Genomic DNA, 20,789 nt, shown 5'->3' with positions numbered 1-20,789 from the left:
AATAAAAAATCGAGGAGATCGTAGACAGGAGAAAAGAACGGGCCATACTCGTTGCAGTAAAGTTATCCTCCCTTAGCCCCTGGGATTTAGAAGAATCCTTAAATGAGTTAGAACAACTGGTCATTACAGCCGGGGGAGAGGTGGTCGTTCGAGTCATTCAGGAGAGAGAAACCCCTCACATTCGAACGTTCATTGGTCCGGGCAAGGCTGAGGAAATACGGGATTTAGCATGCAAACTCGAAGCGGATCTCATCGTCTTCGATCAAGATTTAACCTCATCCCAGCAACACAACCTCGAGGATATAATAAAACGGAAGGTCATCGACAGAACTGCACTCATTTTGGATATCTTCGCCCAACGGGCTCATTCAAGTGAAGGTAAACTACAAGTTGAGCTAGCTCAACTTGTTTACCTCCTCCCAAGAATTAAAGGAAGGGGCATTGAGCTTTCGAGACTCGGTGGTGGAATAGGTACCAGAGGACCTGGAGAAACCAAACTCGAAGTAGATCGTCGTCGTATCAGGCATCGAATTCAGCATTTAAATAAGGAACTCAAGCACCTCAGGCAAAACCGCGCCATGCAACGGAAGAAGCGTAAGAAGGCATCGATTTTCAGCACCTCAATAGTAGGCTATACAAACGCTGGAAAATCGACTCTACTAAATACCTTGACAAATGCTGGCGTATTCGTGGAGGATAAATTATTTGCCACGCTGGACTCGACGACCCGCCGACTCATCCTACCGAATAATCAACTCGCCGTGATCTCCGATACAGTGGGCTTCATCAAAAAGTTGCCGCATCAATTGATAGCAGCTTTCCGTTCAACTTTAGATGAGGTTCGAGAGGCAAATCTACTCGTGCACATCATCGATGCCAGTCATCCTCAAATGGAGGAGCAGATAAAAGCAGTGGAGCGGGTTCTTGAGGAGATTGAAGCTGTTGAAAAGCCTAGAATTAATCTATTCAATAAAATGGATAAACTCAGCCAAATAGATAGAGAAAGGTTAAAGAGGAGATTTCCCCAGGGCATCTTCATCTCAGCGTTAACGGGTGAAGGGATTAATAAATTATTGGAGGAGATCGAAAAGAGAGCCACTGAAGCTGTGGTTAGAGTTCGACTTCATATACCCTTTAGTAGGGGAGAACTAATCCAGAAAATATATGAACAGGGCAATGTTATATCCGAAAGACATACCTCGAGGGGAACTTCAATCATTGCCGAGTTACCTCAAGGGAGCTTAAGAGAAATAAAAAAACTCGTCGAAATCGGATAAATCCTCAAAATTATCGATTCAGCCCCTTTTGTTCTTGCCACAAATCGATTATAACCTGCGCAGGAGGGCAACGGCTTTGCCCAAAATTACCACATCTTGAGTGATGATCGGTTCCATGGTCCTATTTTCGGGTTGAAGGCGGATGTAACCCCTTTCTTTGAAGAATCTCTTGACCGTAGCCTCTTCCTCAATTAAAGCTACCACTATATCGCCATTTTGAGCGATGGGTTGTTGTCTCACCACAAGGTAGTCGCCATCGAAAATCCCAGCTTCAATCATGCTATCGCCCTTGACCTTGAGAATGAAGGTATTTTCGTCCACCAGCTCAGCGGGGAGAGGGAATATATCTTCGATATTTTCCTGAGCCAAAATGGGCATACCGGCAGCAATTCTTCCCACGACGGGAACGCTTCGAACCTTACTCGCTGGTACCCCTATCTCCGTTTCCCGAAAACCAAACACCTCTAATGCTCTAGGTTTACTGGGATCGCGTCGGATATAACCCTTCTCCTCAAGAGCAGCCAAGTGACTATGCACCGTAGAGCTCGATGAGAGCCCAACCGCTTTGCCAATCTCTCGCACAGATGGAGGATAGCCTTTCCTGTGAATCTCGCTAAGGATAAAGTCCAAAATTTGCTGCTGCCTCTTGGTTAACGCTTGCATTCAAAAGTTCCTCCTTTCGCTGGGCATTTCCCATTCATTGCTGCGTGTAGCCATAGTATAGCACAGGGAAAAAATAAATTCAAACACTTGTTCGCCTCAGTGACAAAATCCCTGCAAAACGGCAATTTCAATTGTTGACATTGGTGAGAACATATAATATAGTTAAATAACGAACAAATGTTCGAAAAAAAGAAAATTTTTCAAATTTTTCTTGCTTTACAAAAATGTTCATATTATACTACATCTAGTATATGAAATTGCAAGATTACAATATATTGTAATATATTAATGTAAAAACCTGTGAATGGGAGGGGAAACACAAATTGGCTCCAAAGATCATTAATGTGATAAAGAGCCTTCCGAAACCGAGCGATACCACCGACATTGCTCTTCTGGTTAGTACCTCCTCAAAATCTGAGATCAACAGCTGGGATAAATCGAAGATCGTGAACTCTTTAATTAAGGAGACGGGCGCCAGCAGCGAACTCGCTCAGGAAATAGCGGATGCCGTAGAGAGGAAAATATTTGAAAGCAACTTTGGAACCATCACGACCAGCATAATTCGGGAGCTCATCGACATAGAATTGATCGAGCGCGGTTTGACAATGATACATAAAAAACATTCCCACCTGGGACTGCCAATGTACGATGTGGAGCAAATCATCATAAGTGCCAATAAAGAAAATAGCAACACAACACATAACCCGGAATCCATCAATCTCACCATCGCCGAAACCATCCTAAAGGAATTCGCCTTGAGGAAGGTCTTCAACGAAGATGTGGCCCTAGCACATCTGATGGGAGATATCCACCTCCACGACCTAGGATTTATAGTGAGACCTTATACCTACATGGGTGATAGCGTAATCTCTGTAAAAAGACAGGGAGAACTGGAGAGAATCCAATCAATAAAGCAGCTCTATGAAGATCTTCCCTTTGAGATTCAAATAGAAGAAGGCGTCTGGATAAAACGCCCAATTGGTCCCCTTTTCATATTGGATAAACAGGAAAGGTGGACACGAATAGTTCAGCTCACCAAGAAGGCAAAGGGCGATAAACAAATGCTTTTCATTCGCACATCGGATGGTAAGCAACAGGTTGTGACCCATGATCATCCCATGATTACCACCCAAGGAATCAAGCCCTGTTTTGCTTTAAAAATAGGCGACAAACTCTACACAGAAAACTATAAATTCAAAAGCTATAACATAACTCACATTAACTTGGTCGAAGAATTCATTGCAGCAACCGTGGATGGTTCTCGATACAACAAAACACCAGTCACTTTACGCCTAACTGAGGAGTTGGGTTGGATACTTGGATTTTATATGGCCGAAGGACATCAGAGCGAACATACCATCGCCTTTACCTGCGATGGCGAGGGCAAGGAAAGGCTCATTGAGAATTTGAATAAGCTCAATATCCCCTTTGAGCAGAAGAAGCGCAGGAACCGTATCGTTATTAATGACTGTTTGATCAGAGATCTTTTCATTAATGTCTGGCGTGTGGGAACTACTGCAAGAAACAAAGCCTTACCTCCGGAGCTACATAGCTATTCGCTGGATTTTATAAGGGGTGTAATCGCGGGGATTGTAGATGGAGATGGGAGCGTAGATGGAGCGAGTATTTCCATTCGAGTCAGTTCAGCCACTTTAGTTAACCAACTAGCCTATATCCTTCAGATGTTAGGCTTTAACCCATCCGCAAGAAAACCTCAGGGTGTGGGTAGTATCAGGCAACATAAAGGTAGAACCATTATTCAACGCTATCCCATCTGGTGTATAGCCTTTGGCAAGAAAGCTGAGATTCAACTTCCATCCTTCAAATATAAAAAAGTACCTTCTCCCAAAAATTGCACCACGATTCGGGAATCTGGTGTCGTGGAAGTCACTCATATAGAGTCGGTGGATATCCCCGATGAATATATTTATGACATAACCACTGAAAGCAATACTTTCATCTGCAACGGAATATACTCACACAATTGCGGGGGTCATTCGCTGGAATACATTAAAAAGTATGGTTTGGCTCTGCCCAATATTACCAGTACTTCTAAGCCAGCGAGACACGCGGAAGTACTCATCGGACACTTGGTAAAAATGGCCTCAAGCCTGCAAGCTCATTATGCTGGCGCCGTGGGCTGGGAAGCTGTAAACATGTTTTTCGCTCCCTATCTCATGGATCGCTCCTATAAGGAAATTCGACAACTGGCACAGATGCTCATATATGAATTCAACCAGCTTGCAGGAGCCAGAGGCTCCCAAGTGGTGTTCACAGATTTCAATCTCTACTGGAATATACCGAGACATTTCAGAGATACCCCTGCCATTGGTCCGGGTGGAGAATACACCGGAAAAACGTACAAGGAATACGAAAGAGAGGCACAGCTTTTCCTAAAGGCGATGTTTGAGGTTTATCTCGAAGGCGATGCTTTAGGGAAGACATTCATCTTCCCAAAGCCCTTACTGCATATAAATGAGGATTTCTTTAAGACACCCGGTTGGGAGGAATTTCTCCATCTTGCCTGCAAAATGGCGAGTAAGCATGGCATCACCTACTTCGTTTTTGATAGGGGAGATGAAACTACTGTATCACAATGTTGCAGATTGAAGTTAAGACTCGGGGAAAAGGATCTGGAAGAGGCGAAAACTCCCGAGAAAATGAGGTTTTCGGCTCTTCAAAACATCACCATCAATCTTCCGCGAATAGCCTATAAAAGCCACGGTAATGACGAACTCCTTTTCACGGAGCTCAATCGGATCCTCGAACTGGTCGCCAAGGCACACCTCCAAAAGAAAAGGTTTATTAAAAGCCTCTTGGATCTTGGAAAGAGTGGTCCCCTGGCTCTGCTCAGTGTATCGCGTAATGGTGATCCATATCTCCGCTTGGAAAGGCTCACTTATTTGGTCGGATTATTGGGCTTAAACGAGATGGTCCAGGCTCACCTGGGACAAGAGCTACACGAATCTGAAGAGGCCCTAAAGTTCGGGCTGAAGGTAGTCTCGCACATGAATCTGAAATGCAAACAGTTATCTGATATGTACGAGATCAAACTAGTGCTGGAAGAATCCCCGGCCGAATCTAGTGGTTATCGTCTGGCAAAGCTCGATATGAAGTATTATCCGGAACAGACAAGGAAGGTAATTAAGGGTAACATCCAAAATAACGAATACTACTACACAAACAGCATTCACCTGGCAGTGGATGCGCCAGTGGATTATACTGAGAGGGTTGAAAAGCAAAGCTTATTTCACCCCCTAATCGAAGCCGGAAGTATAGTCCACATCTGGCTGGGTGAAAATGAACCACCCCCAGAATCCATCGAAAATTTCGTCATTAAAACATTCAAAAATACACACTGTGCGCAGATAGCCTTCAGCCCGGAATTTACCGTTTGCGATAATTGCAGGAGGACTTCCCGAGGCTTATTCGATATTTGTCCCCTTTGTAGTTCCAATGACGTATATGGAATCACCCGCATCGTGGGCTATTTCTCGAAAGTTCCCACGTGGAATAAGGGGAAGATGGGGGAACTTAAGGAAAGAATAAGAACCAATCTGGGGGGACGTAATGGTGAAGGTGAAGCTGTTTTGGAAACCGGATTGCCCGATATGTCCCGCAGCCAAAGCCCTCATTGCCAATATTGATGTGGATAACGTGGAGTATTATAACTTGGATGAAGCGAATGGGCTCGCTGAGGCAGTATTCTACGGAATAATGTCCACACCGTCCATCGTTATTACGAACGATAACGGAAAGGAGATTCACTCTTGGCGTGGCGAGTTGCCATCCCTTGATGAACTACAGAAATGCCTACAAAAGCCATAGAAATCAAAGGATTTATTCCAGTAACCATGTTAGACTGGGATGGCAAACTCGCTTCCACTTTATTCGTGGGGGGCTGCAATTTAAGGTGCCCATTTTGCCAAAATGCTCCTCTGGTCACTTGCCCGGAGAGTATCCCCAATGTGGAATGGAAGGAGGTAGAAAAGCACCTCAAAGCCAAAAAATCGTGGTTAGACGGTTGTGTGGTCACTGGCGGAGAGCCCACCATCCACTCTGGACTCAAGAATTTATTGTCCGGGATCAAAAAATTGGAGTATCCAGTGAAGCTGGATACCAATGGGACCCTGCCTCGGGTTCTCCGCCAGTTAATTCAGGATAAACTCGTGGATTTTATCGCCATGGATATCAAGACAACCCTCCCAAAGTATCCCCTGGCCACCAGGACGAAGATTGAAACGGAGGTAATAAAGGAAAGCATAAATCTTATATCAAAATCGGGAATCGGCCATGAATTTAGAACCACTGTTGTACCTGGATTCGTTGAAAGGGAGGATATTCTAGAAGTTGCAAAATATCTTGGACATTTGGGTGCCAAGCAATATGTGCTACAGCAATTCAACCCAAGGACTGTGCTTGATCCTAAGGTTGGAAAAATTAAACCCTATTCGAGGGAATATCTACTCAAATTGGTTAAGGAATGCAATAAATTCGTACCCACAAAGCTCAGGGGAGCGGGATGAGAAACTTTTGGGATTTAACCAAAAGGGGATTCGATCTGATGGAAATTAAATTAAAGCAATTGGATAAAGACTTACCAATTCCTCGATATGCCCATGATGGCGACGCTGGTTGTGATCTCTACAGCCGCATTGATATCACTCTTGAGCCCGGGGAAAGAGCATTAATACCCACTGGAATTGCCCTAAGCATCCCCCCAGGATATGCAGGCTTCATCCAACCAAGATCTGGACTAGCTTTAAAGCACGGTATCAGCATACTTAATACCCCCGGGCTCATAGATTCTCATTACCGCGGAGAAATTTGCGTTATTTTAATCAATCAAGATGTCCAAAAAAGTTTCGAGATAAAAAGGGGAGATAAAATAGCCCAGCTAATTATCCAAAGGGTTGAGAATATAACCTTTCGGGTGGTCGGTGAACTCGATGCCACAGGGCGGGGAAGTGGAGGGTTCGGAAGCTCAGGGATATAAGAATAAATGGAAGGTGGCTTCATGAGGGAGCTCATTCGAGTCGCTCGAGGAGAAAAAAAAGCCGATCTCGTCCTCAAAAATGCCCAAATCGTTAATGTACTCGATGGGAAAATCGAACAGGGCGATGTAGCCATATATCGGAGCAAAATTGCAGGTATAGGTGATTACAAGGGTAAACTAGAGGTTGATATCAAAGGCAAGTATCTGGTCCCGGGTTTCATCGATGGACATTTGCATATAGAATCCACCATGCTTTGCCCCGAAGAATTCTCTCGGGCGGCAATTCTTAATGGGACAACCACCGTAATAGCGGATCCTCACGAGATTGCCAATGTAGCGGGAGTTGAGGGAATCCGATACATGATTGAGGCAGCAAAAAATGGTCTCATTTCCATCTTCTTCGTGCTTCCTTCTTGCGTACCGGCAACCCATCTGGAGACGAGTGGAGCTATACTCTCCGCAAGGGATCTCGAGCCCCTCATGGATGAAGAATCCATCCTAGGCCTAGCAGAAATGATGAATTTTCCTGGAGTGATATCAGAAGACCCAGCGGTTATGGAAAAACTTGAACTGAAATTCAACCTCGTTGATGGACACGCCCCAGGTCTTTGCGGAAAGGAGCTTTGCGCCTACATTGCAGCGGGAATCCGCTCGGACCATGAGTGCACCCAATTAGAAGAGGCCAGAGAAAAGCTGAAGCGGGGGATGTTTATAATGATTCGAGAGGGTTCCACGGCCAAAAACTTAAAAAATCTCATTCCTATCGTCGATGAATTCACTGCTCCAAGATGCCTCCTCGTGAGCGATGATAGGCATCCCGAGGATCTCATCGAGGAAGGTGAAATTAACGCGCTCTTAAAAATGGCCATTGCGCAGGGGCTGAATCCCTTTCGTGCATTTCAACTCGCAACCATCAATCCGGCAAATTATTTTGGTTTGAGGGATCGAGGAGCCATAGCCCCCGGATTCCTGGCAGATATTGTGATCTTGGATGATCTTAACTCGGTGTCCATAAACTCCGTTTATAAAAGCGGGCAATTGGTGGTGCAGGGGGGCGAAATCATCAAAGATGTCAAGAAGATTGAACCTCCGATGGAAGTAAAGGATAGCGTAAGATTTAAAGAAATTGATTTTTCTTACTTTACCATTTCTGCCAGGGGGAGGAGATGCCGGGTAATGGGCATAATTCCAAATCAAATAATAACGAAGGAACTCATCCTCCCCCCAAAGGTGGAAAATGGGGATGTGGTGGCCGATATTGAGAATGATATAATCAAAATCGCGGTCATAGAGCGCCATAAAGATACGGGAAATAAGTCCCTGGGTTTAGTTCAAGGATTCGGCATTAAATCGGGGGCATTGGCTTCCACAGTTGCCCACGATGCTCACAATATAGCCGTCGTTGGAACGAATGATCACGATATGGCAATGGCGGTCAATGCAATCATAAACGCGAAAGGAGGATTGGCCGTAGCCAGAAGTGGCCAAATAACCTGTGTACCTTTACCCATCGCCGGGCTCATGTCGGATAAAACACTTGAAGAGGTCTATCGGGAGGTGAAAGAACTAAGGAGGGCTGTCCTTGAACTCAATCCAAGGGTGGCGAATCCCTTTATGGTCTTATCTTTCCTTTCCTTAGCGGTGATCCCAGAGTTAAAATTAACTGATAAGGGATTAGTAGAGGTTTTAGCGGGAAGAATAGTGGATTTATTCACGGATTAGCGGCGCAAGGGAGAAGTTCAAGTTAAACCCTAGATTCACCTCACCAATATTTTCCAAAACCCTAAAAATTTCTGGCTTTCTCGCCCAATGAAAGAGGGAGGATTCATCCAATGGAGGTCCATGACACTCAACAAATGCTAAATGTGCTCAAGGATTTAATCTGGTTAAATGGAGTAATCGCCACCGAACTGATCCAAATCACCGAGAATACCAGCGCTGCCATTCGGGGTGAGATACCCCAAAGCTGCAAAATTGAACACAGTAAATTGAGGGAGCAAGCGATTGAAATCGTCTCAAGGTACTGTCCTGAAAAGGTGCACAATTTGAAAGATCACATCCTAAAGCACTCGTAATTTTAGGTTTTACCTTCAACGAAGAAGCTTGTATGAAAAATGATAATTTGACATAAGATATATTATCAAACTAAATTTTTCCTTTCCCCCAAAAATTCGAGTTCAAGAGAGCTCTCGCATTTCGCTTCTAAGCCCCGGAAATTTGTTTGCTCTCTATTTTGATTTGATGCGAATGCTTTAAATAAATATCCGATTCCTCCATCGATCTTCCCTTACTTAGGAAAATTCATCCCCGACCTGTAAGCTTTGTTTAGACCGTAAAACGCCTAAATCGAGTTTCGAAAGTCATTAGAAACCGTCACTTGGAATCAAACATATGTTCGAATAAACATCTGAAAATGGAGTAAAAAATTTTATTGACATTCATTTGAAGATGTGATAATTTTTATTTGTCCCAAGAAGTCCTAAGAGGTGAACTCCGAAAGCAATCGTACCAGTAGCAGCTCCAAAGTTGGGAATCGAAATAGCTGGCTGTGAGGTTAGCTAGAGTAAAGGAACAATTGCGGAGTATGAAATGGGAAGGTTTGTAAGTAGGGGGTGACTCAAGGAAGGCTTCTTGGGACATTTCATTTATTCCAATTTATATTTCCTCCCAAACTGCATTTTGGTTAAATCCTCGAGGTCCTCCTCTATCTTTTCGAGTTCAGACTCCGCTTTTTCACGAATTTTACAACTTTTCACTAGATGAGTCGCTCCACTATCCATGCTCACTATCTCCACATCGTATCTAATCCGAACTTTTTCCCTGTACTCAGGCGGCGACCGATAAAGTATGTCTTCCCTCCAATCAAAATCGGGAGGGGTCTCCTCTTCTATCCTCACGATCCTTGCTCGATAAAAATCCTTGGCCTTCCCAAAAATCTTTCTCAACTTTGCTCCCTCATTGTTTCATTTTAAGAATCCTCACGTATCTAGGGTGGGCGGAAACATACCCCCTTTTGCCATCGGGGGTAACCACCTTGTACCACCCCTCGATTTTTGAGACCACCTTTAGCTTTACTCCTTTCCTTAAAACGCTTATAACATTATCCGAAGCTCTCTCTGGAGAGGAGCGGAAGTTAAGTCCATCAATGACTACCATTATCTCTCCAATGACCTTTATTGGTTCCTTGACAACCTGCTTTGGCCCAGTCTGTGATTGTTTCTCCCGCTTTTCCTCCCCTTTCTTTACAGAAACCCTTGGTACAGGTTTAACCACGAATCGTCCGTGAAAAGAGACATATGCAATGAAAACTATGGTAAGGAGGGTAAAACCCAAAGTTATCCAACAGAACATCTCGTGCAAACGTTTCGTGCGGTATTTCCCCAACCTAGGAGGCACGTATTATCTCTCCCGTTATCTAAATTCATAATGACAGATGGGGAGTTCTCCTTCCCCCTGCAAAAGTTTGTTTACATAGGTCTTTAAATCCACGAGAGAAAGTGCCTTTTCACAAGGAAGATTTTCCGACGCTATCGTCGAGAGAATGAATTTTATGACCGTTCTTCTTTTTCTTGTCGCCGCGTCCTCCCTCTTATCCGGAGCTAATTCCGCCTCCCTAAGATACCTCAGAGCAAAGGCGATGCAGTCCCCACAATGCATGCAATTCTGGAGAGCATAGCATTCTTCATTATAATATTTCCTTGGATCTAAGACCACGCCAGCTCCTTTCCCAGACTCGTTTATAAGAAGATTCGCTCGCGGATTAAAAAATCCTACAAAATGAGTCAAAATAAGTACGGGGAATACCAGGGGACAGCGGTATAAGGGGGGAAATTCAAAAGAGCCAAAAATTAAAGACGGCAAGCTCCAATGTAATCGGAGCGAGAGCTTAGAGTCTGGACTTTAACCGCATCCCCATTCGTTGAAGCATGAATAAAATTTCCATTACCAATGTAAATGCCCACATGGGAGATGCCATCCCTGCCAAAGAATACGAGATCTCCTGGCTTCAAGTTGTCATAACTTACGGGTTTGCCGCGATGGTATTGCGCTGCCGATGAATGGGGAAGGGTCACTCCCACCTGCTTGTATAAGTACATGGTGAACCCAGAACAGTCAAAGCAGATTGAATGTTCTCCCGTTGGGCAACCCCCAGGGCCCTCCCCCGCCCAATGATATGGTGCACCTATATATTTCATGGCAATGGAAACAACCTCTCTTCCCCTACTGGGATTAGCGGGAGGATCACTGCCTTTAGATTCTTCTGGCTCCTTTGGCTTCTCTCCTTCTGAATTTCCCGATGATCGCCCTTCCGAGGATTCTCTCGCCCTTCGTTCAGCAGCCTGTCGAGCCTCCTCCTGAGCTCGACGCAGGGCTTCTGCCCTAAGCCTGGCTTGTCTCTCTTCCTCTTCTCTAATCAACCGGGCAATTTCTTCCTCAACGCTTGAAAGGAATGTTCTCCTTTCTCGTATCTGCCCCTCAATCTGCCACCTCTTTGCTTCAAGCTCCTCTCTTAATGCTAATCGTCGTCTTTTCTCTTCCTCCAGCTTCGATTCAATCTCCTCTATCTGTCTCTTAACCCTTTGAATCCGACGCAAGACTTCGAGGTCTTGCTTCCCTATGCGGACCAGCCAATCCAAACGAACCAAAAAATTATCGAAGCTTTTAGTAGCAAGTAGAACAGAGATGAAATTTACCTTCCCGTGTTTGTAAATCCCAGCGATGCGTTCATTGAGCACCCTCTGGTTTTGCGCCAGCTCCTCTTTAGCCTTCTCGAGCTTTAACCTATTCTCCTCAATTGCCTTTTGGGTTTCCTCAAGCTTAACTGCAGCGGAGTTATACTGTTCTACCGCTTCCTCTAAAGCTCTGTTCATTTCCTCGATCTGGGCTTTTACGCGATCGGCTTCCGCCTTCTTTTGCTCTATAGCTGCGGGGGTAGCAAAAGTTGGAATTGCCATGAAGATTATCAAGGAGAAGATCAAAATGCAGAAGAGAGCTCCTAAGAAGGAACGACTCTTTTCAATCACTATAATCCCTCCAGCGATCACTACTTCAAAAATTGCTGAGTAATTTTCTCATGACACTAATCGTCTTTTTTATCGTCCAGGAGGTCTCTATCCTTAAGTTCTGTACCGAAAGCAAATCTCCTTCTTTTCAAAAAAGTTTGTATAAAATTTTAACTCCTTTGACCGATAAGAATAGAGATGAGGCAAAGGAGGAAGCGATGAATCTCGGAAGATCCTCCAAGATAATATGCTTGCTCTTAATCTTTGTTTTCTTTCCCTCCCTGGCTCACGCCGGTGCCAGCAAATCACTGCGCGAGAAAAAATCCCAAGTTGACGAAGTATCGAAAGAGATAAGAGAACTTCAAGCTGAGATTGATTTCGCTCAGGAAATCTACTTAGCCATCAACTCCGAACTTGAAGTCACCGGAAGAAAGATGCTCAAAATATACTCCAAATTAGATTCACTGAAAGAGGACTTAGGAATCAAAAGAAACATTCTAAACACTCGGCTGAGAGAGATTTATAAAAATGGAAATGTTCAATTTCTCGAAATTCTCCTTGGAGCTGGCGATTTTAAGGACTTTTTGACGAAAATTGCCATTTTGTCCCGAATCATCGAGTGTGACCTTAAACTCATCGATGATATTCAAAGAAAAAAATCCAAGGTTGAACAAATGAGGGAAAAGCTAGCAAAGGAAAAATTGGAGCAATTAATATTGCGCCGAAGAAGAGAGGCTGAATTGGGTCTTCTGAAGACAAAGTTGGCGAAAAAGCAAAGACTTCTGATCAATATGGATCGAGAATTTCGGAATTTGCTGAAACAAGAGGAAGAAAGAAAACAATCAGAGAGGTTGAAAAGGGCAAAAAATAGTCTCCCCCTTTGTGCAGAAGTGAGGGCCGTCCCCTGTTATGTTCAACCATATGTTATGGATCATTATATCACCGGGGAAACCATGCCCAAAAATTATAGAGCAACTGGGTTAAAATTCTATGGGGTAGCCAGCTGGTACGGCAATGAATTTAATGGGCGTTCGACATCGAGTGGAGAGATATTTAATGAAAATGACTTCACTTGTGCCTCACCCTTTTTGCCCTTTGGAACTTACTTGGGAATAACATATGGAGATAAACACATAGTCGTTCGAGTCAACGATAGAGGACCCTTCATTGATGGGAGAATGTTCGACTTATCTAAAGCAGCAGCTCAAGCGCTAGGATTGGGACTAGGCTTTGTGCAGGCTGGGGTACTAGAACCTGCATTTTAAACCACACCCCTTCCGCTTCTTATTCCGGTTTCAAATAAAAAAATTTGCTTTTTTACTTGGGAAACTTCAAAGAATTTAAAAATTCCAAAATTTTATATTGACTTTTTCTTACTTATTGGTTTTAAATAAGTTTCGGAGCCCCAAGAAGTTCTCACAAAGAACAACTTGAAGAGTGGAAGGCATCCAATATATCATCATAAAGTAAAGCTCTTTGAAAAGGAAGATGCTGAGGATTACTTGGGGCTCTTTCTATTTTTCTCTTAATCCAGGATTTCTTTACCTTTTACTCGCCGTAAACCTCAGGCTTTAAAATACCAATGAAAGGAAGGTTGCGATATTTCTGCTCATAATCCAGCCCATATCCAACTACAAACACATCGGGTACATCAAAGCCTTTATAATCTATGGGGATGTCGACTATCCGGCGAACGGATTTGTCCAGTAAAGCACAGACTTTAAGACTGGCTGGATGCCTTGATTGTAAATTGCGGAGTAAATAATTGAGTGTCAACCCCGTGTCGATGATATCTTCCACAACTAATACATGTTTTTTATCAATGCTCTCTTCAAGATCTTTAAGCAACTTTACAACACCAAGCGATTCCGTCGTAGAACCGTAGCTGGATATGGCCATGAAATCAACGGAAACGGAGATTGAAATATGACGTATTAGATCGGCTAAAAAAACCACTCCTCCCCTAAGTACACTTATCAATAGGAGATCTTTGCCTTTATAATCCTGAGATATCTTTTCGCCCAATTCCCTGACTTTCTTTTTGATGTCTTCCTCGGAAAATAAAACTTTTTCTATATCCTCAAACACGTTCTGTTTTCACCCCCATTGATACCCTACTTTTCCCCTTTGTCCTTCGCCTGCCCTTCGGGGAAATGCTTTGTATGTAGCCCATACTTTAAAAGAAGATTGCGAAAATCTTTCTGATAGAAGATTTTAATGTTTATGTTCGGGTATAACTCGCGCAGTCTCCTTACCTTTCTATTCTTTTTAGTTACCAACTTTTGACTCATGGTGGTTAACTCGATGTAAAGATCGAAATCTGGGAGGTAGAAGTCGGGGGTAAAACTCTGTATCACGTTTCCCTTCTTGTCCCATTCTATTGGAAAGGTCCTGGGCTCATAAAGCCATTTTATGCCATAAAAATCCAAAATCTTGGCACACTGTTTCTCGCTGGGATGCGCGAATTTTATCTCTTCTCTTTCCTTGTCTTCACCCCACCCATTCCCTTTTGGGACCTTTTCTTCCTTTGAAACTTCCATCGTTGCTCTTTTTGACTCCCGGATATAAACTGCATTTATAATAATACCCATTTAGGGGTAATTATAGCAAAAAACTCATCACTCATCGATGATGGAGGAAGAAAAAAATGGTTTGGAAGATTTGTCTTACCCACGCCATGTTGGGGGTATCGGGTTACGTTTGCTTCGGAATCGCCGCCCTAAGTGGCGGTATATATCTTGCCCTTCAAAGATTGGATGATCGAGGCAGAATGCAACAAAATGGGCTTACCCTTGAGAAAATCCGCTCCGTACTCACCTGTATTTACCTTACTTTTGGCTTTCTTCTTCTAACCGCGGCGATTATTTCGGGATCCTTTAAAGCGAGGGCCTTCTGGGGAGGCAACTGGTTCTTAGATGCGAAAGCCATGGGCTCCTTAGCCCTGTGGATTTACTACCTGATCACGAGCCTCGTCGCAATAATCTCGACGTTAAAGGAAAATAAGCGAGGAATTCTGTTGTCATCGGCTCTTTGTATGATTGGTATCGTTCCTCTCTCACTAAACTTTCTGATTAACTACACAATTCACAGCCGGCATCACTATCTATAACCTTCACTTAAGCAGAGTGCGAATTCTCTTTCTAACATGTTGCCAGTGGGTTCCCCTCCAGTAATACCTGCCACAAACGGGGCATGCTACAAACTGATCTTGGGTTCTATATACATAGCTGGGTACCTGTCCCCTGGCCCTCTCCCTGGGCACTTCCTCCAAAGGAGAATTACACTCTACACAAAGCGGAGGGGAAAGCCTCTCGGTATCTAGGTTTAATTCTCTTATGAGCTGTCTCAACTGATTGTCCAATAAATCATCTTCTATGAATATCGCTCTCACCCGACTTTTCACGATCCTTCTCCTTATAAGACCCGTATCCCTCGTCAATAAAATTCTCCCCTGTTTCCTGGCAATTCGGATGAGTTCGATGTCATCAATGGATTTGAAATAAAGGGTATCATAACCCATCAAGCGGAGCCATTTAGAAAGGCGGCCCAGCATTTGGTCGGCAATAAATTTATGCCTTTCGCCTTGAAGATGGAGATAATGACACAATAGCGTTCCCTACAAATAATATTTGAGTGAGGCTAAAGTTCTGGGAAATAGCAGCGAAGAGTTTTTTGAAGCACCAATCTTTTGAATTCCTCAGATAATTTTACAAGCTCGGATAGCCTTTCGATAGTTCTTTCCCGACCCTCGGGACTTTTCTGCTTTAAGGTGGGCAGAAGAATCTGCTGAAAAAAGGATGCTTCTCGCTCGGCAAAATTTTCATACATGCGAAGGTGGCGAGGTTCGATACCATATCTGGAGAGACTTCGAGCAATCCGCATGATATTCACATCAAGAGAGCTGAAAATTCTCCCCTCCTCTGTCTGCTTTGGTTTCACAATTCCAAAACTTTCCAGATCCTTTATCTCATCGGTGGATAAACCGGCTAGCTGGGACACATCTTCGAGAGAAACTTGCGTTTCTTCGGGAAAAGGATAACACTCGGTCAGCGGGACTTCCTCAAATTCAGGCAAGGATTCTCCCTTATCCAATAATCTTAGTCTCTCCCTGATGACATCCAGAGGCAAGAATTTTTTCTTTTGCAACCTGAGTATAGTCTCTAAGCGTTTGATATTCTCCTCCGAAAATTTACGATATCCCCCCTTAGTGCGCTCGGGTTTAATCAACCCCTCCTCTTCGAGATAGCGAACTTTGCTGATAGAAAGGCCTGGAAACTTATCTTTAAGTCTGGATACGACTTCGCCTATGGTCATATAATTCCTTTCTCTCTTTGCCATCGTTTCTCTCCCCCGCTCAAATTATAAAGTTCCCCCCGTTAAAAAAATTAACTTAAACTTTCCAATCTGTAGCTCGTCACCGTGTTTAAGAAAGGTGCTTTCCACTCTCTTTCCATTGACATAGGTTCCATTAAGGCTCCCGACATCCGTGATAATGATGCCATCGGGAGTTGTGGCGATTTTGGCATGTTTGCGAGAGACAGTGATGTCATTCAAAAAGATATCGCTTTGAGGATCTCTGCCCAAGGTAATTTCCTTTGACTCTATGGGAAACCTTTGCCCCACAATGGGTCCTTTCTTAACCACCAAAACGATTCTTTCGCCGGGCAATGGTTCCTCTTCTACTACAGCTTCCTCTTCCTCGGCTTCCTCAATAGACGTAAAAGATATAGTGCTATCGGCTTCCCGAGACTCCAATTCTGCACCACATCTTACACAAAATTTAGCCCTATTCTCATTTTCCTGCCCACATTTACTGCAAAGCATATATAACTCCAAACGATTAACCCCTTAATAATTTCTATTTTGGAGTAAACTTCCCTCCCTTTTGCCCAAATTTCCCTCACAAATTGTTGGCAGAGGAAGATTAGTAGACATCTTTAGTATGCTTGAACCCTCTGGCCAAAATTTTTGCAAGGCGTTGAATATCACTTCCAGAGATGACACTTTTACCGGCCTCGCACCTCTTCTTCAACCGCTCAACCAATTCGGCTCTTAATATATCTATCTTTCCATGTAAGATTCTACGCCGATAGGATAATCTTTCCTCCTCCTTATATAACTCGTCCAAAATTTGTTGGATTTCCTCATCACTCTTTTTAGAAAGATTAACCAAAGCATCTTCACCGAGTAAAGCCTTCTTCGATTTGCCTTCTTCCATCAAAATAGCTCCTCCTCTTTTCCTCGGCTCTTTGGGCTTTTCTAAACAAAGTTTAACATATTAATCATTTTCTACGCCAGGCTTTCCTCATAAGAGACCTTATGTATATAAAAAACTTTTCGATAAAGGTTGGTTCAAGAATGGTTCTTTCGGCGGCAAGGTCTGCTCTACCCAATTCATATCCATCTTGAATTATCCTTATCTCACCGATTTTTTGCCCCTTGGTGATGGGAAGTAAGACAGGTCGATCCACCCTGACCTCTGTCCTTAAACTTCGCGGTTGCTGCTTTACCAAAAAGGTCAAATCCCTTGTAGCGATTAAATTGAGTTTTCGATTCCCCCATGTCGGCAGGGGTATCTGAGCATAGACCTTGCCTTTCCTCACCACCTTCTCCCGCTTAAAGGAGTTGAATCCATACCCCAACAATTGCTGGCTATCATTGTAACAAGCCTCGCTGTTGAGAGCCCCCAATACCACGCAAATGAGGCTAATATTATCTTTGGTAGCTGAGGAAATAAGGCAGTGACCAGCTTGTTTAGTGTAACCCGTTTTTATTCCATCGGCGTGAGGATACATCCAAAGCAATTTATTGTGATTCTTCAATCGCCGAGGATATTGATTGCCAGGCCAGGGAATAGTGTAGTCCTTTGTGGAAACGATCTTGGCAAATTTGGCATCGAGTAGACCATATCTGGCAATCAAGGATAAATCATAGGCGGTTGAGTAATGATCATCGGAGTGGAGACCATGAGGATTGGCAAAATGAGTATTGCGAGCTCCAATGATTCTCGCCTTGCGATTCATGAGTTGCACAAAATTCTCGACGGTACCTCCCAGGTACTCTGCCAAAGCCACCGTAGCATCGTTCGCCGACTCCAACATCATGCCATAAAGCAACTCTTCAATGGTTCTTCGCTCCCCTGCCGTAAGATAAATCTTGGATTCCCCAACATCTGAGGCCCGCTGAGTACTGGTCACCACATCCGCTAACCTCCCATATTCTAGGATCAATATCGCGGTCATTATTTTGGTTGTGCTTGCCATGGGGCATCTTTGGTGAGCATTTCGCTGCCATAGAATCTGTCCACTTTTCGCATCCACCAATATCGCAGAGGCAGCACTGATAGAGGGCTCAATCTGAGCTACAACGGGGGATGCTGAAAAAAGAAAAAAGATTATGGTTAGTAAAAGGATTAACGTTTTTCGCATTGTAATTAGAAAATTAAATCTACTTGGCAACAATCAATCTTTCAAGGATGGATCTTTCCGGGGCTAAAAACTCTATCTCTGCTTCCTTCTTTATTTTTTTATATTTTTTTATTATCCTATTAATTTCGTCGTGGGCCGTGATCGTTTTCTTGTTATAGGATATTACCCATATCCTAAAATGTCCAGCTCTTGAAAGAAAGGAATCTATGGCTTCCAAATATGTATCCTCGTCTTCAAAGGATTGACCCAAAACTCTTCCTTCATCTCCACCAATGAGGTCCCTCAAATGGAACTCGATGTTTTCGCGAATCCATCTTTCCCAGAGGAGAAATCGTAGATCTGAGTCATCATATCCACTCGGAGTGGGAGGATAAAAGAACATTACATCGGCATTGATTAGGGGTGTGAGTGAAAGAGCATTTTGATTATGGACTTCATTTTTAAGATGATTATCAAATACCCAGCTATTCGTCTGATTAACATAAAATTGAAAGATTTCCTGAGGAGAGAAAGACTTCCTTTTGAGGTCAAACAATCGGAAGGATAGCCAATAATTTATAGTCTTAAAAACGGTTATGAAAGCTAGAGCCCGCTTGAAGAGGGTCTCTTGTGATTCCCCGGTAAACCGCGATATATTTTTTCTCCATTCCTTGAGCCAGTGGATTTCCTTAGGGGTGAAGTACTTCCCTCGCCAATCCTCATATACATCAGCACTTTCTTTGGACAACTTGCAGAGCATTTGAATATCGGAGGGCATCAAAAGTACACCATTATTTTCTACGACCCCTTTATTCCACCACCTTCACCACTTCAGGGTCGAATTGGTCCCTGCATGTCTTTCAACCTCTCCCAAAGCCTGTTCCCAGGTTAAAGCCCTTCGATAAGGCCGATCCGATGTCATGGCATCAAAAGCATCAGCAACAGCGAGAATTCTCGATGCAAGGGGAATGTCTGAGCCGCTCAGGCCCCTGGGATATCCCAAACCGTCATAGCGCTCGTGGTGGTAAGCAACGATTTCGGCCACTTTCTCCAAACCAGGGATTCTTCTGATAACCTCCTCGGAACGGAGAGGATGGGCGTGAATGAGCTTAAGTTCCTTCTTGGAAAGATAATAGGGCTTATCCAAGATCAGACCGGAAATGGCTACCTTCCCTACGTCGTGGAGAAGAGCGGCTACTCTGATTTCCTCAATTTCTTTGGAGGGTAATTTCATGGCTTCACCTATTTCCTGAGCAATATTTGCTACTCGCCATGAATGCGTTTGAGTATATGCATGTCTGGCATCGATGACCCGAGCAAAGACTCTCAGTGTTACCATGATATAATCCTCAGAAAAACTTGCGAGTTCTTTCTCCGTGGGCAAGAACTCACCCAGCAGAGCATTGAACTCTCGCTCCAGTCTCGAAAGCAGTTTCTCAAATCCGGGTTGAAGTGAGAGAAACTCCTCAGCCAATTCGGGGTTAAATTGCACACCGGAAAATGTTTTGATTTCCTTCAAAGTATCCTCGTTGGAGAAGGCCTTTCTATAGGGACGATCATTGAGAAGAGCGTCATAGGTATCACAAATGTTAATGATTTGAGATCCCAAGGGAATTTGATCCCAGACCAGTTGATCTGGGTAACCACTACCATCCCACCACTCATGAGACCACCTGATTAAAAAAGCTGCGCCATCAAGCGAGGGTACTGCCTCGCGATTTCCTCGCCTATTATGGTATGCTCCCATATATCCAAGATTTGCCTCTGGGTTAGGGAGCGCTTGTGATAAATGAGGGAGGGCAACTTTTTAGCAATTTCTGCTCCCCATACCGGATGCTCCCAAACATTAATCAATTGCATCTTTGAGAGGACTTTGGAATTATAAAGGATATTATCGGCAATGGCTATTTCCCCGATATCATGGAGGAGAGCAGCATAGAAGATATCCCGGAGATACTTCGAGTCCAAACCCAGCTTCTTCCCCAGATGTACGGATAAGATACCGAGTTTATGGGAATGATGGGAATATATCCCTCGATCATATCGAGCATTCGAGCTAAGCTGCTAATGATCTCAGCAAATAAGATCTGAGGATGCACTTTCGCTTTAGAAACAAATTTTACCATAAAGTAGCTCCTTACCTTCTATTTTTTATTAGTCTATCCTTTTTATCGGTCAAAAAAGTGGGGAACTAAAGAGGTGAGACGATCATAGTTACGAACTTCGTTTTTCTTCTTTTGAAAGCTTCTCGATGAAGCTTGAAATCTCTCTTGAACGTTTTAGAGTGGCCCCTTTGTCTATCCTTAAATCAATGGATATTATGTCTCCCTCTCGACATCCTCTTGGGAGAGCTTTAAGGGGCCATAAAATAGACTTTTTCTCTAAAAGCAAGATGGCCATCTCGCCTTCGATGCGATCTACTACAGCTCTGACCTTCAATTCT

At 43.7% G+C, this 20,789-nt stretch carries 25 protein-coding genes; 9 read left to right on the top strand and 16 right to left on the bottom strand.

What is annotated here, in order from left to right:
* The first annotated feature begins 17 nt into the window (after positions 1-17).
* Positions 18-1,277: a GTPase HflX gene (hflX, locus tag QMD66_04200; protein ID MDI6822055.1), complete on the top strand. Its 1,260-nt coding sequence runs from the start codon at positions 18-20 to the stop codon at positions 1,275-1,277.
* A gap of 48 nt (positions 1,278-1,325) precedes the next feature.
* On the opposite strand, the gene lexA is transcribed toward hflX, so the two are convergent.
* Entirely contained in the window at positions 1,326-1,940 is a 615-nt protein-coding gene (gene lexA / locus QMD66_04195) for a transcriptional repressor LexA (GenBank protein ID MDI6822054.1), read from the bottom strand.
* 323 nt (positions 1,941-2,263) lie between these two features.
* Here lexA and nrdD point away from each other — a divergent pair, with 323 nt between their 5' ends.
* From nrdD to QMD66_04165, 6 genes are all read left to right on the top strand, one after another.
* On the top strand, positions 2,264-5,587 hold the full coding sequence (nrdD, locus tag QMD66_04190) for an anaerobic ribonucleoside-triphosphate reductase (protein MDI6822053.1): 3,324 nt from the start codon (positions 2,264-2,266) through the stop codon (positions 5,585-5,587).
* The gene (locus tag QMD66_04185; GenBank protein MDI6822052.1) at positions 5,511-5,768 is read left to right on the top strand and encodes a thioredoxin family protein; all 258 of its coding nucleotides are present in this window, start codon (positions 5,511-5,513) and stop codon (positions 5,766-5,768) included. Before nrdD ends, QMD66_04185 begins: the two co-directional genes overlap by 77 nt.
* Positions 5,750-6,466, top strand: a complete 717-nt coding sequence (locus QMD66_04180; GenBank protein MDI6822051.1) for an anaerobic ribonucleoside-triphosphate reductase activating protein — start codon at positions 5,750-5,752, stop codon at positions 6,464-6,466. Before QMD66_04185 ends, QMD66_04180 begins: the two co-directional genes overlap by 19 nt.
* Positions 6,463-6,936 (top strand): dUTP diphosphatase, encoded by a 474-nt coding sequence (dut, locus tag QMD66_04175; GenBank protein ID MDI6822050.1) that lies wholly within the window; start codon positions 6,463-6,465, stop codon positions 6,934-6,936. The genes QMD66_04180 and dut overlap by 4 nt, the downstream gene beginning before the upstream one ends.
* 21 nt (positions 6,937-6,957) lie before the next feature.
* Positions 6,958-8,658, top strand: coding sequence for an adenine deaminase (gene ade, locus QMD66_04170; protein MDI6822049.1), 1,701 nt, complete (start codon positions 6,958-6,960; stop codon positions 8,656-8,658).
* Positions 8,659-8,768: 110 nt separating this feature from the next.
* Positions 8,769-9,011 carry a hypothetical protein gene (locus tag QMD66_04165; GenBank protein MDI6822048.1) on the top strand — a complete coding sequence of 81 codons (243 nt, stop codon included), beginning with the start codon at positions 8,769-8,771 and terminating at the stop codon, positions 9,009-9,011.
* A gap of 570 nt (positions 9,012-9,581) precedes the next feature.
* Here QMD66_04165 and QMD66_04160 read toward each other — a convergent pair.
* The 4 genes from QMD66_04160 to QMD66_04145 form a co-directional block, all read right to left on the bottom strand.
* Positions 9,582-9,881 carry a hypothetical protein gene (locus tag QMD66_04160; GenBank protein MDI6822047.1) on the bottom strand — a complete coding sequence of 100 codons (300 nt, stop codon included), beginning with the start codon at positions 9,879-9,881 and terminating at the stop codon, positions 9,582-9,584.
* A gap of 10 nt (positions 9,882-9,891) precedes the next feature.
* The gene (locus QMD66_04155; GenBank protein ID MDI6822046.1) at positions 9,892-10,332 is read right to left on the bottom strand and encodes an SH3 domain-containing protein; all 441 of its coding nucleotides are present in this window, start codon (positions 10,330-10,332) and stop codon (positions 9,892-9,894) included.
* A 15-nt stretch (positions 10,333-10,347) separates the two neighbouring features.
* Entirely contained in the window at positions 10,348-10,650 is a 303-nt protein-coding gene (locus QMD66_04150; GenBank protein MDI6822045.1) for a hypothetical protein, read from the bottom strand.
* Between the two features lie 134 nt (positions 10,651-10,784).
* Positions 10,785-11,960, bottom strand: coding sequence for an NlpC/P60 family protein (locus tag QMD66_04145; GenBank protein ID MDI6822044.1), 1,176 nt, complete (start codon positions 11,958-11,960; stop codon positions 10,785-10,787).
* A gap of 197 nt (positions 11,961-12,157) precedes the next feature.
* Here QMD66_04145 and QMD66_04140 point away from each other — a divergent pair, with 197 nt between their 5' ends.
* Entirely contained in the window at positions 12,158-13,204 is a 1,047-nt protein-coding gene (locus QMD66_04140; protein ID MDI6822043.1) for a septal ring lytic transglycosylase RlpA family protein, read from the top strand.
* A 283-nt stretch (positions 13,205-13,487) separates the two neighbouring features.
* Here the strand turns inward: QMD66_04140 and hpt are convergent, their stop codons facing one another.
* Both hpt and QMD66_04130 read right to left on the bottom strand, forming a co-directional pair.
* Complete coding sequence (gene hpt / locus QMD66_04135) at positions 13,488-14,027, bottom strand: hypoxanthine phosphoribosyltransferase (protein MDI6822042.1); 540 nt, start codon at positions 14,025-14,027, stop codon at positions 13,488-13,490.
* Positions 14,028-14,053: 26 nt separating this feature from the next.
* On the bottom strand, positions 14,054-14,479 hold the full coding sequence (locus QMD66_04130) for a hypothetical protein (GenBank protein ID MDI6822041.1): 426 nt from the start codon (positions 14,477-14,479) through the stop codon (positions 14,054-14,056).
* A 107-nt stretch (positions 14,480-14,586) separates the two neighbouring features.
* On the opposite strand from QMD66_04130, the gene ccsA reads away from it, so the two are divergent.
* Positions 14,587-15,048 (top strand): cytochrome c biogenesis protein CcsA, encoded by a 462-nt coding sequence (gene ccsA / locus QMD66_04125; GenBank protein ID MDI6822040.1) that lies wholly within the window; start codon positions 14,587-14,589, stop codon positions 15,046-15,048.
* A 3-nt stretch (positions 15,049-15,051) separates the two neighbouring features.
* Here ccsA and QMD66_04120 read toward each other — a convergent pair whose 3' ends face one another.
* From QMD66_04120 to QMD66_04080, 9 genes are all read right to left on the bottom strand, one after another.
* On the bottom strand, positions 15,052-15,546 hold the full coding sequence (locus tag QMD66_04120; GenBank protein MDI6822039.1) for a Mut7-C RNAse domain-containing protein: 495 nt from the start codon (positions 15,544-15,546) through the stop codon (positions 15,052-15,054).
* 32 nt (positions 15,547-15,578) lie between these two features.
* Complete coding sequence (locus QMD66_04115) at positions 15,579-16,277, bottom strand: MerR family transcriptional regulator (protein MDI6822038.1); 699 nt, start codon at positions 16,275-16,277, stop codon at positions 15,579-15,581.
* Between the two features lie 21 nt (positions 16,278-16,298).
* Positions 16,299-16,775 carry an FHA domain-containing protein gene (locus QMD66_04110; protein MDI6822037.1) on the bottom strand — a complete coding sequence of 159 codons (477 nt, stop codon included), beginning with the start codon at positions 16,773-16,775 and terminating at the stop codon, positions 16,299-16,301.
* Between the two features lie 88 nt (positions 16,776-16,863).
* A complete protein-coding gene (locus tag QMD66_04105; protein ID MDI6822036.1) occupies positions 16,864-17,157 on the bottom strand; it encodes a hypothetical protein in 294 nt (97 codons plus the stop codon).
* A 64-nt stretch (positions 17,158-17,221) separates the two neighbouring features.
* Positions 17,222-18,367, bottom strand: a complete 1,146-nt coding sequence (locus tag QMD66_04100; protein MDI6822035.1) for a D-alanyl-D-alanine carboxypeptidase family protein — start codon at positions 18,365-18,367, stop codon at positions 17,222-17,224.
* 19 nt (positions 18,368-18,386) lie between these two features.
* A complete protein-coding gene (locus QMD66_04095; GenBank protein MDI6822034.1) occupies positions 18,387-19,124 on the bottom strand; it encodes a hypothetical protein in 738 nt (245 codons plus the stop codon).
* Between the two features lie 45 nt (positions 19,125-19,169).
* Positions 19,170-19,955, bottom strand: coding sequence for an HD domain-containing protein (locus QMD66_04090; GenBank protein MDI6822033.1), 786 nt, complete (start codon positions 19,953-19,955; stop codon positions 19,170-19,172).
* A 68-nt stretch (positions 19,956-20,023) separates the two neighbouring features.
* Complete coding sequence (locus QMD66_04085) at positions 20,024-20,377, bottom strand: HD domain-containing protein (protein MDI6822032.1); 354 nt, start codon at positions 20,375-20,377, stop codon at positions 20,024-20,026.
* Positions 20,378-20,560: 183 nt separating this feature from the next.
* Positions 20,561-20,785 carry a DUF3006 domain-containing protein gene (locus QMD66_04080; GenBank protein MDI6822031.1) on the bottom strand — a complete coding sequence of 75 codons (225 nt, stop codon included), beginning with the start codon at positions 20,783-20,785 and terminating at the stop codon, positions 20,561-20,563.
* Positions 20,786-20,789 lie beyond the last annotated feature (4 nt).

Source organism: Actinomycetota bacterium (genome assembly GCA_030018275.1).
GTDB lineage: Bacteria > Actinomycetota > Aquicultoria > Subteraquimicrobiales > Subteraquimicrobiaceae > Subteraquimicrobium.
The sequence above is the reverse complement of the archived record's forward strand: the minus strand, read 5'-3'. Positions and strand labels throughout refer to the sequence as shown.

Excerpts from the sequence above, each read along its gene's own strand:
- dut (MDI6822050.1), top strand. The coding sequence starts at position 6,463 with ATGAGAAACTTTTGGGATTTAACCAAAAGGGGATTCGATCTGATGGAA.
- QMD66_04115 (MDI6822038.1), bottom strand. The coding sequence starts at position 16,277 with ATGGCAAAGAGAGAAAGGAATTATATGACCATAGGCGAAGTCGTATCC.
- ade (MDI6822049.1), top strand. The coding sequence starts at position 6,958 with ATGAGGGAGCTCATTCGAGTCGCTCGAGGAGAAAAAAAAGCCGATCTC.
- QMD66_04105 (MDI6822036.1), bottom strand. The coding sequence starts at position 17,157 with ATGGAAGAAGGCAAATCGAAGAAGGCTTTACTCGGTGAAGATGCTTTG.
- ccsA (MDI6822040.1), top strand. The coding sequence starts at position 14,587 with ATGGTTTGGAAGATTTGTCTTACCCACGCCATGTTGGGGGTATCGGGT.
- QMD66_04095 (MDI6822034.1), bottom strand. The coding sequence starts at position 19,124 with ATGCCCTCCGATATTCAAATGCTCTGCAAGTTGTCCAAAGAAAGTGCT.
- QMD66_04130 (MDI6822041.1), bottom strand. The coding sequence starts at position 14,479 with ATGGAAGTTTCAAAGGAAGAAAAGGTCCCAAAAGGGAATGGGTGGGGT.
- QMD66_04140 (MDI6822043.1), top strand. The coding sequence starts at position 12,158 with ATGAATCTCGGAAGATCCTCCAAGATAATATGCTTGCTCTTAATCTTT.
- QMD66_04180 (MDI6822051.1), top strand. The coding sequence starts at position 5,750 with ATGCCTACAAAAGCCATAGAAATCAAAGGATTTATTCCAGTAACCATG.
- QMD66_04100 (MDI6822035.1), bottom strand. The coding sequence starts at position 18,367 with ATGCGAAAAACGTTAATCCTTTTACTAACCATAATCTTTTTTCTTTTT.
- lexA (MDI6822054.1), bottom strand. The coding sequence starts at position 1,940 with ATGCAAGCGTTAACCAAGAGGCAGCAGCAAATTTTGGACTTTATCCTT.
- QMD66_04185 (MDI6822052.1), top strand. The coding sequence starts at position 5,511 with ATGGTGAAGGTGAAGCTGTTTTGGAAACCGGATTGCCCGATATGTCCC.
- QMD66_04165 (MDI6822048.1), top strand. The coding sequence starts at position 8,769 with ATGGAGGTCCATGACACTCAACAAATGCTAAATGTGCTCAAGGATTTA.